Here is a 17,140-nt window from a genome sequence, read left to right as displayed (position 1 = left end):
GAGGCATATTACTGTTTGGCACTTGCTGTTATGACATTGCTGATTATCAAATGAAAGGGTGACAGATATGGACACCCCGGAACATATAGCCGTGGAGATAATGAAAGAGTGGGATGATCAATTCTGCCCGAGGTGCGAATGGAATCTTAAGGGTGTAAAGCCCAATCGCTTCTGTACTCATTGTGATTATGTTGAAGAACTGAATAGAAAGGGTGAAGAGAATGGAACTTAACATGCTCAATCTTCCGGTGTTCAAGGCGGCGGTTGATGTCTTTGCTCAATCCCTTGAAGACGAACGAATCCCGCCAGAAGTCAGAGAAGAGTATCGTGGCCGTTACATCAGTGCCGTTGACCTAGCCAAAGAAACAAATGACTTCGATAAGGAATTCAGTGAGGTCAGTGACCGGATCAAGGGGCAACGCGAACGTATGGACTGCAAACCGCGCCGGCTTATTGGTCACGATAGGTAACAAAGAGCGAAATACTCACATTATGAGGTGGTGGTATGAATGAGGTTCAACCGATCCGGGACATGACCGTCATAATTCAGATTAAGAATTATCTGAAGGTGACCAGCTTCCGGAATTACATCTTCTTCTGCATGGGGATTCATTCCGGCCTGCGGGTGTCAGACTTGCTACAGCTCAAAGTGGGGGCTGTCAGAGACCAGGCACACATCAACTTCGTTGCTGAGAAAACCAAGAACCGTAAAAAGAAGAAACGGAAGCGCAAAAAGTTCATTATTCATCCTGACATTTACCGGGACTTAATGCTCTACATCGAAGAAATGGAGGACAAGGATTATTTGTTCCCCAGCAGACAGCGTAAGAAGACCACAGGTGCCGTGAAACAGCCAATCCATAGGATAACTGCCTATAAGATGATCAGTGGTGTGGCTGCCCGCTTCGGGCTTACAGATATCGGTGTCCATTCACTCCGCAAGACCTGGGGTTATCACCTTTATAAGGACAATCCTATGAACCTAGCGTTACTAATGGACATGTTCGGTCATGAGGATATTACCACTACATTGAGGTATATTGGCATCACTCAGGACAGCATGGACGAAGCAATTAGGCGCTTGAGTTATACACAATATGGCTAATGTTGCACTCAAAAACAGAGTTTGGAAAAAGGTTGATTTAACAATATTTCTTATTTCTTATGAGTGCAACAGAATTAGAGTTATGTTTCTCTCTAGTTACATTTATTAGGAGAAAACGGGCCTTGGAATCGGTGATTTTTGGTGATCAGGAAAGAGAAAGAGATTAGATGAATGCCTAATTTAGAATCATTCTAAGAAAACCAACTCAATTATTTATGCAAAGTGGCTGAATACACTGCATAAACGCTGCATAAATGCTGCTTCGAGGCAATAATTCCGGGAAATAATCAAAAGTGGCAATTTCCCAAAAAGCCCGTAGTGACGCGGTTCTTCGGGGTAATGTATAAATGATGTATAAGTGAATGTTCCGGTAGATAAGCGAAAAGGCCGTCGTATCAAGGTTTTCCGCGTGGTTACAGAAAAGTACATCTGCACAAAATGCCGGATTTTATACATATGTCCGTGCATAACCAGTGTATAAATACTATCGGGGGTGAGGGTGATGATTTAATGGCAAGAGAAAGAAGCCCGGACCGCAAAAAGGCGCTGGCCTTGTGGTTTGAAAGTGACAAGGCAATGAAGCCCGCTGAGATAGCGGCTAAGCTTGGAATTAGCGCTGCAATGGTTCGCAAGTGGAAGAGTATAGACCGATGGGACGAGCAGCCGGAGCCGCGTCCAGGCGCTCCCAAGGGAAACCGCAATGCAGTAGGTAATAAAGGCGGTCCCGGTGGTCCTGTGGGGAATGATAAGGCCGTCACGCATGGTTTATTCCGTAAGTTCCTGCCGGATGATGAAGAGACGCGAGAAATTTACGATTCGACAGCCGAGCTTTCTACGTTGGATATGCTATGGGTAGGTATTCGCATTCAGTTTACCAATATCATTCGCTCTCTAAAGGTCCAGCATGTCACCGGCAAGGATGAAATGATCAAAGAACTGAAAAAGCAGAAGTTTGAGGTTCACAGCAAGGGTCGTGGCGAGAAGAAGGAACTGATCCCTGTTCTGGTTGAGGAGGAATTCGAATTCCAGTTTGCTTGGGACCGCTCCGCTACTGCTCTGAAATCCTGGGCGGCAGCATGGACATCCTTGGCCCGCTCCATTAAGGAATACGAAGACACTCTACGTTTAACTCCTCCGGAAGAGGTTAGTGAAGAACAACGGTTACGGATGACTGAGTTGAAGGATAAGGTCGCTCTCCTGCAACAGCAAGTGCTTGATAAGCAGAATGGCATAAAGGAAACAGTACAGATTGTGGATGATATTGGGGATGGCTCAGATGCAGCAGATTAAGTTATCGGAGATTGTCACGCCACAGTTCAGGTCCTTCTGGCAGGCGTCCAATTCGCACCGCTATCTTAGGCATGTCTTAAAGGGTGGTCGCGGATCTGCCAAGTCAACGCATATCGGGCTGAAGGTTATCAAAGATATGATGAAGTACCCGGTGACAGCCCTAGTGTTACGCAAGGTCGCCCGCACACTGGAGGAGTCGGTATTTGAGCAGCTCAAGGAGGCCATCGAGATCCTGGGCGTGTCGGCTTATTGGCGGGTGCTCAAGTCTCCGCTTCAGCTGATCTACTTGCCCCGTGGGAATAAGATCATTTTTAGAGGAGCTGACGACCCGCTCAAGCTGAAGTCCATCAAGATCAGCAAGTACCCGATTGCGATTATGTGGATCGAGGAGCTGGCTGAGTTTAAAACTGAAGAGGAAGTCACGACCATTGAAAACTCTGTGCTACGTGCGGAGCTGCCGAATGGTCTTTTTTACGCCTTTTATTACAGTTACAACCCGCCGAAGAGAAAGCAGAACTGGGCCAACAAGAAATACGAGACCCAGTTTATCCAGGCGAACACCTACGTGCATCATTCTACTTATCTGGATAATCCGCATTTGTCTAAGGCTTTCCTGGAGGAGGCTGAGGAGGCCAAGACCAAGGGGAAGATCGACAAAGACGGCCTGTCGCTCCGCTACAAGTGGGAATACCTTGGCGAGGCCATCGGCAGCGGGGTTGTGCCGTTTGATAACTTAGTCTTCCGCGAAATTACGGACGATGAGATCAAGAGCTTCGACAACATCCGGCAGGGTACGGACTGGGGCTATGGTGTGGACCCGGTATCCTTTGGACGCTGGCATTACGATAAGACGCGCCGCCGGCTCTACGCTCTGGATGAGCGGTACGGGGTTAAGATTAGCAACCGGGAGCTGGCCGAGTGGATCAAGGCCCGTCAGTATCATGACGTTATGACGACAGCCGATAACGCTGAGCCGAAGTCGATTGACGAAATGAAGACCTACGGCATCCGTATTCGCGGGGCCAAGAAGGGTCCCGGCAGCGTGGAGTATGGCGAGAAGTGGCTGGATGATCTGGAGGAAATCGTGATCGATCCGAAGCGGACGCCGCACACAGCCAAAGAGTTCGAGGATATTGATTACCAGACCGATGCTGACGGCAACCCACGCGCCAAGCTGGAGGAGAAGGACAATCACAGTATTGACCAATGCCGCTATGCGCTTGAGGACGATATGAGCCGCTCCGGCGTATCATTCAGAAGGTAACAGGAGGGAGGGGTGACCAATGGAGACCCTACAGGAGATACTAGAGAATTTAGATGCTAATGCCCCGATGACACTGGAGGAAATCATTCAGGCCGAAGTCAGTGACTGGGAGCGGTCCGATGAACGTAAGCAGATGCTAAACGGCAAACGGTACTACCGGATTAAGAATGACATTCTAGACCAGCGCCGGAAGACGATTGATGGTGATGGCCGATTGGTGGCTGCTGAAAATCTGGCCGATAACCGGATTCCTCATGGCTTTGTGCGCAAACTGGTGGATCAGAAGGCCGGATACTTGCTGTCCAAGCCATTTCTGCCGAAGACGGCGCTGCCGGCCTATCAGGATGAGTTGGAATTGTTCTTTGATGATGATTTTAAGCTTCTGTTTAAGAATTTGGGCAAGGATGCAGTAAACTGCGGGAAAGCCTGGCTGCATCCGTATTACACCGTAGACGGCGAGCTGGCCTTTATGCGGATGAATCCGGAGGAATGTCTACCGATCTGGAAGGACGCCGCACATACTGAACTGGCCGCTTTTATTCGCGTCTATGAAATTGAGGGGTATGTGGCCAAACGGAAGCAGACCGTCAAACGGATCGAATGGTGGGATCTTGACGGCGTCCGGATATACGAGGAAGAGGCTGGCAAGCTGAAGCTATTGGAGCAGCAGAATCATCTTGCTGTGGTTGAGGGAACAGCTGAACGGCCTCTTAATTGGGAGCGTGTACCGTTTGTTTGCTTCAAGTACAATTCTGAGGAGCAGCCACTAATTGAGCTGATCAAGAAGCAGGTCGATGATTACGACAAGCAGAAATCGGCCAACAGCAACAACCTGGAGGATCTACCGAATAGCATTTATGTTGTTAAGAACTACAGCGGGCAGGAGGCTGGGGATTTTAGAAAGAACATTGCCCAATTCCGAGTAGCCTTTGTGGACCACACTGGTGGGGTCGAAACCATCAGCTTGGACCTGGACACCGAAGCTTACAGCAATCATATGGAAATGACCCGAAAAGACATTTTCGAGTTTGGGCGAGGGGTTGATACTCAGTCCGACAAGTTTGCCAGCGCTCCTTCTGGTGTGGCCCTCCGCTCCCTGTATCAGGATTTGGATCTGGATTGCAACGATATCGAAAGTGAGTTCCAGGCAGGGCTGAAGCAGCTGCTCTGGTTCATCGACACGCACTTGGCAGCCGCCACGGGAAAGGATTACACCGAAGAACCGGTGACCTTCATCTTTAACCGGGACGTGCTGATCAATGAGTCTGAGGCCATCACCGACGCCAGTAACAGTACCGGGGTAATCTCCAGAGAGACGATTGTGGCCAATCACCCATGGGTGACGGACACCAAGGAAGAACTGAAGCGGATCGAGGCCGAAGAGCAGGCGGCTCTGGAGAAGATGGAGGATTACGGCCTGCCTCCTAATCAGTCAAATCCGCCAGAAGAAGTTGAACCCAAGTGAAGTCAGCAGCTTATTGGTCCGGACGGATGGAGCAGCTCAATGAATCCCTGCTGAACAAGGGCGTACCCTTTACCAAGGCAATGCAAAAGGAATACCGCAAGGCTATGATATCTATCCAGACCGATGTAAACAATTTCTATCAGCGGTTTGCCGAAAATAACGGTATTGTCAGCCTGTCCTCTGCCAAGCAGGTACTCAGAGCAGGCGAGCTCAAGGAATTCAAGTGGACCGTAGAGGATTACATTGCCCGAGGGAAAGAGAATGCCATTGATCAGCGATGGATGAAGGAACTGGAAAATGCCAGCATCAGAGTGCGGGTGACGCGGCTGGAGTCAATCCAGCTTCAGATGAAGCAGCACATCGAGGAACTGTCAGCGAAGCGCCTAGCAGGCACCACGGAGCTGCTGGGTGGTGTCTATAAAGATGGCTATTACCGTAGCATATTTGAGCTGGAAAAGGGCATCGGTATCGGGGCTTCATTCGCTAAGATCGATAAGCGGCAGCTTGAAGCCATTCTAGCTGCGCCTTGGGCTCCGGATGGTAGTAATTTCAGCAGCCGTATATGGACAGACCGGGTGAGGCTTAATGGTGAGCTGAGGAACATATTTACTCAGGGGCTTATCCGCGGCGATACATCGAAACAAATGATTCAGCAGCTACAGGATCGGTTAGGGGTATCTGCTAGGAATGCTGAAAGACTGATACTAACTGAGTCGGCCTACTTCGCCGGTCAGGCCAGTCTTGCCGGGTTCAAGGAACTGGGAGTTGAACAATACCGCTATACTGCCACACTGGATAAACGGACATCCATCACCTGCCGGGACCTTGACGGCAAAGTTTTTGATGTCTCAGATGCTCAACCGGGCGTTAACTTTCCACCGATGCATGTATACTGCCGGTCTACAACTATCCCGCACTATGATGACAATATCAAGGAGCGGGTGGCCCGGGACGATGACGGCAAGACATACAAGGTGCCGGAGGACATAACCTATCCGGAGTGGGAGAAGAAGTATGCTCCTGAAGCAGCTGAACCGGTTACCGTAGAGACTCCGGCCAAGAAGGCGCCGGAAACACCGTTGCCTACTATCGACATGCCGGGAGCGCCGACAAAGGATGTTCCAATTCCTGAGAAATCTGTATATACCCCGGAGCCGGAGAAATGGTATGATGAAACCGGAAAGACCGCGCCGCCGCTGATTAATCTCAGCAAGATGGATCTGCCGAAGCTTGAACCGGATATACCCCGGAAGCTCGGCAATATCGATTTGTCCAAGCCAGAGCTTGTTCAGAAATATGTGGAAGATGCCGAGAAGGCGATTCGCACCGCGCCGGTGGAGCATGCTGTCACGCTGACCAAACAAGGCGAGGTCATCCATATCAAAGGTGACGTCGCCGCGGTTGACATCAACAAGATCAAACCAGAGCAGCTCAAGGGCAGCGTCATTACTCACAATCACCCTTCAAATGGCGACGATCCTGGAGGGTCGTTCAGTCGAGAAGATGTTCACATGTTCTTTTCTAAAGAACTGAAACAACTACGTGCGGTTGATCAGGCGAACCTATTTATTTTGAGTAAATCCCAGGATATCGAACTAAGCCAGGATGAAATAAATCTACTGCTGGATAAAGCAGAGGATATCTATCTCAGCAGGCTTACGATTGAAGACGCGATGAACGGTTACGATGACAAGCATTTGACCATGGAGCAGCTGGTATTGCTGATTGAGGGTCTACAATACAGAAGGGAGTGATGATCTTGCGAACGGAAGAAGAGAATAGAGCGGCTATCGCTGAACTTTTTGACCCGCAGCGTGAAAAGTTAGGTGACCGCTTTGATTCTTTGGTGGACGAGATCAGCGCTGTTAGATTTGAGTATCTTCAAAAGCGGGACCAACTACCGAAGTATCCGATAGGCGTCCTGGATGCTAATTCGGTTGAACAGCGGCGACTAAGCCGTGAAGAAGGACTCAAATGGATTCTCATCAAACAGAAATATGGATTGTGAGGTGAGTCCGTGGATAAAGAGAAAATTAGGGTCTTTTGTGAGCAGTTAATTGAAAGCTACGAAGTTGCCGAGAATCAAGTTAACCATGATCGCGGCACTTCTGAGGATTTTGAGAGAACAGCTAGGGAAGTTGAAGCATTGCGACAAGAACTTAATGAATTGTTAAAGTAGGCACTCACGCTAATAGCGAGGGTGCCTTTTATATTGCCGTCTTTTTGGTATTGCAGACGTTAAAGAACAAGACATCACCGGACGCGACCGGGTAAAAAGCGAAGATGAAACGGAGGAATCCTAAATGAATAAAGAGCAGTTTATTGCCATTGGATTGACGGAGGATCAGGCGACAAAGGCGGCGGCCGCTTCAGCGGATGAACTGAAGGGCTTTGTTCCCAAGGCTCGATTCGATGAGGTGAACGAGGCAAAGAAGCAGGCCGAACAGGACCGCGACAAGGTCTCCGGCCAGCTCGAAGAGGTGAAGAAGTCTGCCGGTGATAACCAAGCGCTGAAGGACCAGATCACGAAGCTACAGGACGAGAACAAGACAACCAAAACGGAGTATGAAACTAAGGTGAAGGATCTGCAGCTGACCACGGCGCTCAAGCTGGCGCTGGCTGGGGAGGCACATGATCCGGATATCGTCGCCGGACTCTTGGACAAATCGAAGATCGAACTGGATGACAGCGGCGCTGTGAAGGGCGGACTGGACGACCAGGTGAAGGCCCTGCGAGAGAGCAAGGGCTTTTTGTTTGCGGAAAAACAGGAAGCAAAGGGGCCGACTTTCAAAGGCTTCAAGTCACCGGACAGCAAGGATCCGTCCAAAGGTGGCGGTGAGTCCAGTGTGGCGGCGGACTTCGCCAAGGCTGCCAACGAGGCTGGAAAAGCGCCGGAGGCTGCAAATAACCCATGGGGTTAAATCAGAGAGGAGATTAACGAATATGCCATATATCAAGGATTACGGAAAGGCTGAAGATATCAACTTTTTGGCCAGTGCGAAATATGTCAGCTACACCTACCAGATCAGTGATGCGGGGGTAACCGCTAACGCGCAAGGGCGCAAGATCGTTAAAGCCGGTACACCTTACCCAGCCAACGATGACACAGCTATCGGAATTGTATTTATCGATACAGACGTCACAGAGGGGCCGCAGCCAGGGGCTATACTGGTGGATGCCTGGATTCTGGAGGCTCGCTTGCCGGTGGCACTTGCAGCTGCTGCTAAGACTTCGCTTGCAGCAAAGTCGAATATCAAATTTAAACTAAGCGTGTAATCGCGGAAGGAGATTAATAATATGCCAAACGTGTTAGAGTTGTTCAGCCAACCCGAGATTTTGAACTATCTCGGAAACCGCCAATACCCGGCTTTGCTGGGCGAAACCCTGTTTCCGGAGGTCAAACGGGAGTCGCTGGAATTTGACCAGATTAAAGGCGCAAGACGCATCCCTGTTGTTGCGTCCGTTCATTCATTTGATTCCGAGGCTGAGATTGGAAGCCGCGAATCTTCCAAACAAGCCCTGGAGCTTGCTTTGATTAAGCGTAAAATCCAGATGAAGGAAAAGGATATCATTGCGCTGGAGAATCCCCGTACACCTGCAGAGCAACAGTATCTGATGCGTCAGGTATACAACGATGTGGACGTCCTGACCGCAGGCGTAAGGGCTCGTGTTGAGGTTATGCGTATGGAGGCAGCGGCCAATGGTACGGTGACTCTGAATGAAAATGGATTGAATGTCACGCTGGATTATAAGGTGCCGGCCAATCACAAGCAAATCCTGTCTGGTACGGACCTGTGGAGTGACCCTGCCAGCGACCCGATCACACAGATGCAGGATTGGTATACTACACTGGCTACTAAGCCGCGCCGTGTGCTGACCTCTGCCGCTGCTTTGTCGGCCCTGCTTCGCCATCCGAAAGTCATTGGTGCTTTATTTGGTAGCAATGCGGCGAGAGTGGCAACACGACTTGACCTGAACGCCTTCTTGACTCAGCTGGAGCTGCCAACAATTGCGATTTATGAGGAGGTCTACCGGAAGCAGAAGGCAGACGGCACATATGAGCAACTGCGCTACTTCCCGCAAAACAAGTTCGTTATGCTGCCTGACGGTCCTCTGGGGGAAACGATCTACGGTCCGACGGCCGAAGAGATCCGCCTGGCCCGTGATCCACAGATCGACATTTCGAAGGTCGGCAATGTGCTGGCCATGGTCTACGAAGATGGCAAGGATCCGGTGAGCACTTGGACCAAAGCGGTCGCTACGGCTTTGCCATCGTTCCCAGCTGCCGATGAAGTGTTCCAAGCTACAGTACTTTAATCAATGGGCGGTTCGCCGCCCTTAAGGAGGAAGCTGCGTGAAAGTTGAAGTCATTGATATTCCGATCCGGCATAATGGTCAGCTGTTCCAGAAAGGCGAGTCCTTCAGTGTAACTGAGAAGGAGCTTGCCCGCCTTGAGAAGCATGTAACGGTTTTGGAAGCTGACGAAATTGTGCCGGTGCCTGTTCCAGAGATGAAATTGCCTGAGCTCAAAGATTATGCGAAAAAGCACGGCATCGACCTGGGTGAAGCGACCAAGAGGGAGGAGGTACTTGCTGTGATCCTGAAGGCAGGTGGATCCGATGGAGGAGCATCTTAAATATTTTGTGAAGCTGAAGCAGTTGCTGGGCATTCCAGTTGAGGAGACAAAAAAGGATTTCCAGCTGACGTTTGCCCTGGAATCAATCGTCCAGGGAATAAAGACGTTCTGCAACATCACTGCTATTCCTCGTGAGTTGGATACGGTGGTGCTGCAAATTGCAGAGGATTACTACCGGGCCAAATATCCAACAGAGTTCGAGCAGACGGCCCCGGCAGTCACCAGCATTAAGCGCGGGGACGTAACGACGACGTTCGGATCAGCTAAAGCGGTTGTAACCGTGGGATCCGGCGTGGCGTTTGTCCGGAATTATGAGGCGCAGCTAGTCGCGTTCCGCAGGATGAGGTGGTAATTATGCCAAGCTTCGGTAATATACCAGCTGAGCGAGCAGCTATCGAGAGCACCTACGAGGGTCTGTGTACCGTCTCTGAAATGAAGGATGTCAAAGACCCGGTAACAGGTAAGACACGGCAGCAGCCGGTTCCCGTGCTGGTTGACGAGCCATGCGCTCTATCTCAGACTTCTCTACCGGCAGCCACGCAGACAGTGACGGTGAACCAAGTAAATTATGACGCCAAGCTGTTTATCTCTCCGGATGTGTTCATCAAGCCCGGCAGCCGGATCAAGGTCCTGCAGAACGGCATGGCATTCGAGGGAGAACAAGCCGGCAAGGCGTTTCGGTATGCTACACATCAAGAGATCAAGCTGAAAGAGATTCTTAACGCATGAGCGGGCTGGGGAAATTTGATTTCTCTGATTTTAAGAAGCTGCAGAAGAACCTACAGCGGATGCAGAAAGAGTTTCCGGCATTCATGGAGGACTGCATCCGGGAGTTGGCCGGGCGACTGTTGGCAAAGACCATAGCGCGGACTCCTGTTATCACCAATAAACTCCGTGAGGGATGGCAGATCGGCCATGTGGTGAAGCTGCCAGGTGGCGGTGTTCATGTTGAAATCACGAATAACGTAGAGTACGCGCTATATGTGGAATTCGGCCATGTCACCCGGCTCCGTACAGGTTGGGTCAATGGCAAGTTTATGCTGACCTTATCCGAGCAGGAGCTGGAGCGGGAGCTGCCGGGCATTATGGAGCGCAAGCTGAAAAAATACATGGAGAAGCACATGGGGCGGTGAGCATGCAGGATATCAAGAACGCACTCATAAAGAAGCTTTCGTTATTTACTCCGGAGCTACCGGTATATGACGAAGCCGTGGAGCAGGGCATGCAGCAGCCGTGCTTTTTTGTGCTGCTCATAGAGTCCAGCCAGAACCGGGAGATTAACCGGCGGTACCGGAGGTTCAATCCTTTCGATGTTCATTACTTCCCGCACAAAGACGCTGCTGCTCCCCGGGAGGAATGTGAGCTCATGGCTGAGCGGCTTTACTCAGAAATTGAGTATGTGAGGGGAAGCGAGGGCGGTTATCGGGGAACTGGTATGCGTCACGAAATCGTGGACGGAGTTCTGCATTTCTTCGTTCAGTACAACTATCATGTAATCCGGACAAAGGATCCGGATATCAAAATGCAGAGTATGACACAAGGAGGCGGTATCAAGTGAGTGAAAAACCAATTAAGCCAGCAACAAGCACAGAGAGCCAACCCGCGGTAGAGGGCTCTACAGCCTCGTTTACCAAAGAGCAATTCTTGTCCTCAGCTAAATACTCCTACCAGGACAAGGACATGCTGGCGGCGCTGCTGGAGACGGATAAGCTGTACACGGCAGCAGAGGCTCAACAAGTGATTGATGACTTTAAAAAGAAGGAGGCGAAGTAAATGGCTGGAGGCACATGGACTCTACAGAACAAAGTTAGACCAGGCGTTTACATTAACGTGGAATCATCCGGTGGAACGCTGGGTGCTGCGGGAAGCAGGGGCATTACCAGTTTGGCGCTTTCACTACCATGGGGCGCGGCCAAGGTCATCACGCCAATTGTAGCTGGCGAGGATACTCTGACTCGGCTTGGATATGATTTGACAGCCCCGGAGCTACTGTTGGTACGGGAAGCGCTGAAACGGGCACAGAAGGTGCTGCTGTACAAACTTAATGAGGGCACAAAGGCAGCGGTCACTGCCGGTGATCTGGTTGCTACAGCGAAATACGGCGGCCTGCGGGGTAATTCCCTAAAGGTGGTTGTCCAGACTAACATTGACGACAACAGCAAATTTGATGTAAAGACCCTACTGGATAATGCGGTAGTGGATACGCAAGTTGTCTCTGACATTGCCGGGCTTACAGCGAACGACTGGATTTTATGGAGCGGTACAGGAGCGCTTACGGCTTCAGCTGGTGCACCATTGATTGGTGGTGCAGACGGCTCGGTAACAAATGCCGACCACACCGCTTTCCTGGGCGCGCTGGAGCTGTATGACTTCCAGACAGTGGCTTTACCTTCTACGGACAATGCCCTCAAGGCGGTATACGCAGCCTTCATCCGCCGGCTGCGAGATAATGAGGGTAAGAAGGTACAAGCCGTTCTGGAAAACTACCCTACGGCGGACAATGAAGGTGTAATCAGCGTTAAGAATGGTGTAGTGCTATCAGATGGTACAACACTAACAGCAGTCCAGGCAACGGCGTGGGTTGCGGGAGCGACGGCTGGAGCAGAAATGAATGAGTCTCTGACCTATGCGGCTTATGACGATGCGGTGGATGTGGCTCCGCGTTATACCAACGCCCAGATCGAAGCGGCCCTAACTGCCGGTGAATTTCTCTTCACGCCGTCAAATAACCGGGCTGTGGTAGAACAGGATATTAATACATTTTTGAGCTATACGCCTAAGAAAAATAAATTCTTCCACAAGAACCGGGTTATCCGGGTCCTAGATGGATTTGCTAACGATACGAAGCGGATTTTTGAGACCTCTTACATTGGCAAGGTCAGCAATAACGTAGACGGTCGAGCGCTATTCCGAAAAGAGCTCGTAGTATATGCGGATAATTTGCAGAGTATCGGTGCAATCCAGAACTTTGATGCTCAGACAGATATCACGGTGCTGCCTGGCGTCGATTCGGACGCAATATATGTCGAGGCCAACATTCAGCCGGTGGACTCCATCGAAAAAGTCTATATGAAAGTGCAGGTGAAATAAGATGGAATTTTTGAAAGCCGGAGATACAATCAGCGGTCAAGAGGGCCGGGCATATGCTACGATTAACGGTCAAGTTGAAGAGATGTTCTATATCAAAACAATAGAAGCAAAAGCTGAAAAAAATAAGGCTGAAGTGAAAACTCTCGGTCGTCGCGGCACACAGCATAAAACTACGGGATGGTCTGGCACTGGTAATATGACAATTTACTATGTGACAAGCCTTTTTCGAAAGCTGATGATCGATTATATCAAAACCGGTAGGGATACCAACTTCGATATTACGGTAGTTAATGAAGATCCGGGGTCATCAATCGGTTCACAAACAGTAACTCTACTGGGCGTCAACCTAGACAGCGTGGTCATGGCTTCCCTAGATACAGAATCGGAAGCCCTGGAAGAAGATGTGGATTTCACGTATGAAGACATCGACATTGGTCAAATGTTTAACGCACCAGCTAACTAAACTAAATTTCAGGAGGATAACATACAATGAGTGAATTTTCAGCATTTTTTGCACAGGCAGCAGCGGTAGCTGCTACAGAGGAATTCGTAGTTTCCAAGCGTTTTAAGGACAAGGAAGGAAACCCAATCCCTTGGAAATTGTCGAGCATTACAGAAGAAGAGAATCAGGAACTGCGGAAGGCTGCTACTAAAAAGGTGAAAGGTCGTAATGGCGTCTACAACCCTGAGTTCGATTCTAATGACTATCTGGCTAAAATGGTAGGGGCTTCTGTTGTCTATCCGAACCTAAAAGATGCCGAGTTACAGAAATCCTACGGTGTTCGTGGGGCGGAATCTCTCCTCCGAAAGATGCTCCTACCTGGTGAGTTTACGGTGCTGCTGGAAAAAGTTCAGGCGCTTAACGGCTATGATCAGGATATTAACGAACTGGTGGAAGAAGTAAAAAACTAATCAAGGAGGGTGACGGGGAAGCGAATTATGCTTACTACGCCCTCCATGAGCTGCACATACTGCCTCATGAATTGATGGAAATGACTCCCCGTGAACGCGCAGGGGTTTATGCCATGATATCAGTCCGGATCGACAAGGAGAAGAAGGGGCAGGCTAAAGCTGGCAAATAATAATAGACCCGTCAGCCCCCCTTTGGTATATTTATTTGTAAATATTACCTATGGGGGTTGACATGAAAAAGTTTTGGAGTGGTCTATTTATTGTTTGTCTGGTGCTAGTCTTTGCCGGTTGTTCATCGTCCAAAGAAGAAGATAATCTCACAATGGATAAATTTATTGAAGCCTTTAATAACTCTGGTGAGGATATTAGTAGCGGGACATCTTCGGATGATAAAAAAATCGTGGATGAAGAGAATAAGCCAATAGTTGAGATGATTGAAGCGAATGACGGTGTTATATTTTACCTTGAAGGAAACCCTGTTAAAATATATGAATACGAATCCATAGATAAACTAAAAAAAGCTAAAAAAAAGTATTCCCTGCCTGCAGAAGGCGATATCATCAGGGAGAGGTTCCTACTTGAAACAAATAGCGAGAAGGCAAAAGAAATATTCAACAGCGTAAAATAATACGAGCAAAGAGGCATCCCATACCGGGGTGCTTTTTTCATGCCTAGAAAGGAGGAACCGATGTCAACCCTTGAAGCCAGCATTAAACTGTATGAGGATTTTACCCAGCGACTCGCCGTTGTGGACAAGGCAATGAACGCGACGATTGCAATCATGGAGCGGCTCCGCACTCAAATGCAAATGGCTGTAATGCTACAGATCGGCGTAGGCAATGCCGTGACAGAGTTGGAGCGGATCAAGGAGCTGATTGCGGCGCTCGGCGCAGGTAATTCCATTCAATTATCTGTCAATTCAGAGCAAGTGCTTCAGCAACTCCGAACCGTCCGGCAACAAATCGGTTCGGAGTTTGGCTCTTCTGTGCTGGAGGTCCGATTGGCGTCCTCTGACTTTGCGGCGCAGATGGCGACCGTACAATCCTCTTTACCAGCTGTTCAACTTTCTGTTGTTTTAGATACAGCTGAGGCTGTTCGATCGGCTTCCACCGCCAGAGAAGAGATCAAGCGGGGGCTGGGTACTATAGAAGCCGCATTGAGGATCGAAATTCCCGATATGTCCACTCAACTGGTAGCGCTTCGGGCAGCTGTCCCACCTATTCAAATTGAAGTCACTATGAACGCCGGAGAGGCTCTACGTGCAGCGTCTTTGCTTGGAGTTCAACTCAAGACCCGGATCGGAACGATCACGGCTGAAGTGAAAGTGGAACTGCCAGAGGCTGCTGCCGTAAGGGGACAATTGCAATCCCTGATCCACAGCATGGGCAGCCATACTGCAGGGATTCGCGTTAGTGTCACTCTGGACACGGCGCATGCACTGCATCAGGCCACGCTGTTACGTTCGCAGATTGAAGCGCGTATCGGGACCATTACGGCAAGACTTAACTTGACGTTGCCGGCTACACTGGATTCCTTGTTGCGGACCCTGATTACAACAGTGGACCGGCTGCGGCAATTGGTAAACCGCATGTTGGGTAGTCGGGGCGGCGGAAGCGGAGGCGGCGGTCGCGGTGCCTCCGGAGGTCGAGGTGGAGGCGGAGGAGGTCTTGGCCTGGGAGGAATGATTGCAGGGTATGGCGGTGCCATGGGGATTAAAGCTCTCGGAGAGGCGACGATTGGCGGGGCTATGGAGCAGCAAAAGATGGTGGATATGTTTGTTGCACGAACCGGAGACGCTGAGATCGGTACGGCTATGTTTGAGAAGTTTAAGGCGGATGCCTTGAAAGCGGGGCAGGATGTCAATAAGTCACTGCAAAGCACACTTTCATTCTTCTCTACAACCCAGAATACCGATCAACTGGAAAAGCTGAATAATTTTGCACTCCGGATGAATGCATTTGACTCGGCCGGAAACGGAATTGAGGGTGCGGCCTTCGCGTTAAAAGAAGCCATGAGCGGCGATATCGTATCCTTGGCCGAACGGTTTAACATGTCGAAATCAGATATTCGTGGTTTTAAGATTGACGAGTTGGGTAAGGCCGGCGATATGGATGGCTTTATCAAGGCTTTCGACAAGCTGCTCGAAAAGCAGAAAATGGGTCAAGCAGCCTTTGACAAAATGATGGCCAGCCCTGCGAAGCAGATGGAGACGCTGGGCAACAATGCTCGTTCCATGTTCGCGGATGCAGGCGGAGCAGCAATGCAATCCTTAACACCGCTGATTACTCAGCTCAACGCCGCATTTCAGGCAGGTAAGTTCCAGCCGTTCTTCGATGCTCTGAGTTTGGGTCTGGACAATGTGGTGCAAGGCGTCATGAAATTACTAGACTGGATTACCCAGGTCTATTCCTATTTTTCGGAGAACTGGTCCTGGATTGAACCGATTATTTCCGGCGTGGGTGCGGCGGTCTTGGCACTGTATGCGGCCTTAAAGCTGGTGGCCATCGGACAAGCGATTGTCAATGCGGTGATGAATGCCAACCCGTTTGTGCTCGTCGCTACAGTGATTATTGGCCTCATTGTATACTTCTATCGCCTGTGGCAAACGAATGACCAGTTTGCGGCCGCCATGATGCGGGCATGGAATACGATTCTCAACTTTTTTGATAAAATACCTCTATATTTTATGCGGGTTGGCTACGGGATAGCTGATGCGTTCAGTTATGCCAAGGTCGCCTCCCTTAAGATACTGGAGGACTTAGCAAACGGAGCTGTTGATCGCATCAATGATTTAATTGAAAAATTAAACCAAATTAAAGGAGTGGAAATACACTCGGTTGCTCATCTTGAGTTCGCTGCAGGTGAAGCGGCTAAGGAAGAAGCTGCCCGTCAAGGCAGAGATGCTTCACTAGCTGCCAAAGAATCGGCCCTAGCCTCTAAAGCTGCTGATCGAGAAGCAGATGTACAGAAGTTCCTGCAGGACCGGAACGATAAACGCGCCGCCGCAGAGAAGAAGGCGAAGGAAGAAGAGGCTGCTGCCAAGGGTGGAGCCGGTAAGTCCTACAACTTTGACGAGTGGAACAAACGAGCAGATGCAGAACGAAAGGCATCAGCGCCTGCCGACAAGTTGAAAAAGGTCGATAAGGTTGGCAAGGTGGAAAAGCCGATTGATATCAGCAAAGATGACATTAAAATTATGCGTGACGTAGCAGAGATGAAGAGCATTCAGAACTATGTCACTTTGACGCCAGTGGCTCAGGTAAAAGTAGGGACCATTAATAATCAGGCAAATCTCGACTCTATTGTAACGAAGCTGACCAAGAAGCTGAATGAGGAAATATCATCTACGGCTAAGGGAGTACTTAATTAAAGGGGAGG

22 protein-coding genes are annotated in these 17,140 nt (G+C 49.8%); all 22 read left to right on the top strand.

The genetic code is table 11. The annotated features are described in order from the left end of the window. Positions 1–221: 221 nt before the first annotated feature. The gene (locus ACQ76X_RS01280) at positions 222–470 is read left to right on the top strand and encodes a hypothetical protein (protein WP_438491038.1); all 249 of its coding nucleotides are present in this window, start codon (positions 222–224) and stop codon (positions 468–470) included. A 35-nt stretch (positions 471–505) separates the two neighbouring features. After that, on the top strand, positions 506–1,105 hold the full coding sequence (locus ACQ76X_RS01275) for a tyrosine-type recombinase/integrase (protein WP_438491037.1): 600 nt from the start codon (positions 506–508) through the stop codon (positions 1,103–1,105). A gap of 510 nt (positions 1,106–1,615) precedes the next feature. Next, positions 1,616–2,395, top strand: a complete 780-nt coding sequence (gene terS / locus ACQ76X_RS01270; protein ID WP_438491036.1) for a phage terminase small subunit — start codon at positions 1,616–1,618, stop codon at positions 2,393–2,395. Beyond that, positions 2,382–3,659, top strand: coding sequence for a PBSX family phage terminase large subunit (locus ACQ76X_RS01265; RefSeq protein ID WP_438491035.1), 1,278 nt, complete (start codon positions 2,382–2,384; stop codon positions 3,657–3,659). The genes terS and ACQ76X_RS01265 overlap by 14 nt, the downstream gene beginning before the upstream one ends. 19 nt (positions 3,660–3,678) lie before the next feature. After that, the gene (locus tag ACQ76X_RS01260; RefSeq protein ID WP_438491034.1) at positions 3,679–5,124 is read left to right on the top strand and encodes a phage portal protein; all 1,446 of its coding nucleotides are present in this window, start codon (positions 3,679–3,681) and stop codon (positions 5,122–5,124) included. Beyond that, the gene (locus ACQ76X_RS01255) at positions 5,121–6,878 is read left to right on the top strand and encodes a minor capsid protein (protein ID WP_438491033.1); all 1,758 of its coding nucleotides are present in this window, start codon (positions 5,121–5,123) and stop codon (positions 6,876–6,878) included. The genes ACQ76X_RS01260 and ACQ76X_RS01255 overlap by 4 nt, the downstream gene beginning before the upstream one ends. Next, entirely contained in the window at positions 6,878–7,132 is a 255-nt protein-coding gene (locus tag ACQ76X_RS01250; RefSeq protein WP_438491032.1) for a hypothetical protein, read from the top strand. Before ACQ76X_RS01255 ends, ACQ76X_RS01250 begins: the two co-directional genes overlap by 1 nt. Before the next feature lie 9 nt (positions 7,133–7,141). After that, the gene (locus ACQ76X_RS01245) at positions 7,142–7,303 is read left to right on the top strand and encodes a hypothetical protein (RefSeq protein WP_438491031.1); all 162 of its coding nucleotides are present in this window, start codon (positions 7,142–7,144) and stop codon (positions 7,301–7,303) included. Between the two features lie 124 nt (positions 7,304–7,427). Beyond that, on the top strand, positions 7,428–8,045 hold the full coding sequence (locus ACQ76X_RS01240) for a phage scaffolding protein (RefSeq protein WP_438491030.1): 618 nt from the start codon (positions 7,428–7,430) through the stop codon (positions 8,043–8,045). Positions 8,046–8,067: 22 nt separating this feature from the next. After that, on the top strand, positions 8,068–8,400 hold the full coding sequence (locus ACQ76X_RS01235) for a hypothetical protein (RefSeq protein WP_438491029.1): 333 nt from the start codon (positions 8,068–8,070) through the stop codon (positions 8,398–8,400). A gap of 21 nt (positions 8,401–8,421) precedes the next feature. Continuing rightward, positions 8,422–9,441, top strand: coding sequence for a major capsid protein (locus ACQ76X_RS01230; protein WP_438491028.1), 1,020 nt, complete (start codon positions 8,422–8,424; stop codon positions 9,439–9,441). Between the two features lie 37 nt (positions 9,442–9,478). Next, positions 9,479–9,760: a DUF7210 family protein gene (locus ACQ76X_RS01225; RefSeq protein WP_438491027.1), complete on the top strand. Its 282-nt coding sequence runs from the start codon at positions 9,479–9,481 to the stop codon at positions 9,758–9,760. Then, positions 9,744–10,112, top strand: coding sequence for a hypothetical protein (locus tag ACQ76X_RS01220; RefSeq protein ID WP_438491026.1), 369 nt, complete (start codon positions 9,744–9,746; stop codon positions 10,110–10,112). The genes ACQ76X_RS01225 and ACQ76X_RS01220 overlap by 17 nt, the downstream gene beginning before the upstream one ends. 2 nt (positions 10,113–10,114) lie before the next feature. Further along, positions 10,115–10,489 carry an ABC transporter ATP-binding protein gene (locus tag ACQ76X_RS01215; RefSeq protein WP_438491025.1) on the top strand — a complete coding sequence of 125 codons (375 nt, stop codon included), beginning with the start codon at positions 10,115–10,117 and terminating at the stop codon, positions 10,487–10,489. Next, a complete protein-coding gene (locus ACQ76X_RS01210) occupies positions 10,486–10,893 on the top strand; it encodes an HK97 gp10 family phage protein (RefSeq protein WP_438491024.1) in 408 nt (135 codons plus the stop codon). Before ACQ76X_RS01215 ends, ACQ76X_RS01210 begins: the two co-directional genes overlap by 4 nt. Before the next feature lie 2 nt (positions 10,894–10,895). Beyond that, positions 10,896–11,318 carry a phage tail terminator family protein gene (locus ACQ76X_RS01205; protein ID WP_438491023.1) on the top strand — a complete coding sequence of 141 codons (423 nt, stop codon included), beginning with the start codon at positions 10,896–10,898 and terminating at the stop codon, positions 11,316–11,318. After that, a complete protein-coding gene (locus ACQ76X_RS01200; protein WP_438491022.1) occupies positions 11,315–11,533 on the top strand; it encodes a hypothetical protein in 219 nt (72 codons plus the stop codon). The genes ACQ76X_RS01205 and ACQ76X_RS01200 overlap by 4 nt, the downstream gene beginning before the upstream one ends. Next, entirely contained in the window at positions 11,534–12,850 is a 1,317-nt protein-coding gene (locus ACQ76X_RS01195; RefSeq protein WP_438491021.1) for a phage tail sheath family protein, read from the top strand. A 1-nt stretch (position 12,851) separates the two neighbouring features. Beyond that, a complete protein-coding gene (locus ACQ76X_RS01190) occupies positions 12,852–13,313 on the top strand; it encodes a phage tail tube protein (RefSeq protein ID WP_438491020.1) in 462 nt (153 codons plus the stop codon). 26 nt (positions 13,314–13,339) lie between these two features. Further along, positions 13,340–13,762: a phage tail assembly chaperone gene (locus ACQ76X_RS01185; RefSeq protein WP_438491019.1), complete on the top strand. Its 423-nt coding sequence runs from the start codon at positions 13,340–13,342 to the stop codon at positions 13,760–13,762. A gap of 232 nt (positions 13,763–13,994) precedes the next feature. Then, entirely contained in the window at positions 13,995–14,390 is a 396-nt protein-coding gene (locus ACQ76X_RS01180; RefSeq protein WP_438491018.1) for a hypothetical protein, read from the top strand. A 60-nt stretch (positions 14,391–14,450) separates the two neighbouring features. Beyond that, the gene (locus ACQ76X_RS01175) at positions 14,451–17,132 is read left to right on the top strand and encodes a hypothetical protein (protein ID WP_438491017.1); all 2,682 of its coding nucleotides are present in this window, start codon (positions 14,451–14,453) and stop codon (positions 17,130–17,132) included. Positions 17,133–17,140 lie beyond the last annotated feature (8 nt).

It is taken from the genome of Paenibacillus sp. IHBB 3054 (genome assembly GCF_051594305.1).
In the GTDB taxonomy this organism is placed as follows: domain Bacteria; phylum Bacillota; class Bacilli; order Paenibacillales; family Paenibacillaceae; genus Paenibacillus_AQ.
This window is presented reverse-complemented; position numbering and strand designations above follow the sequence as displayed.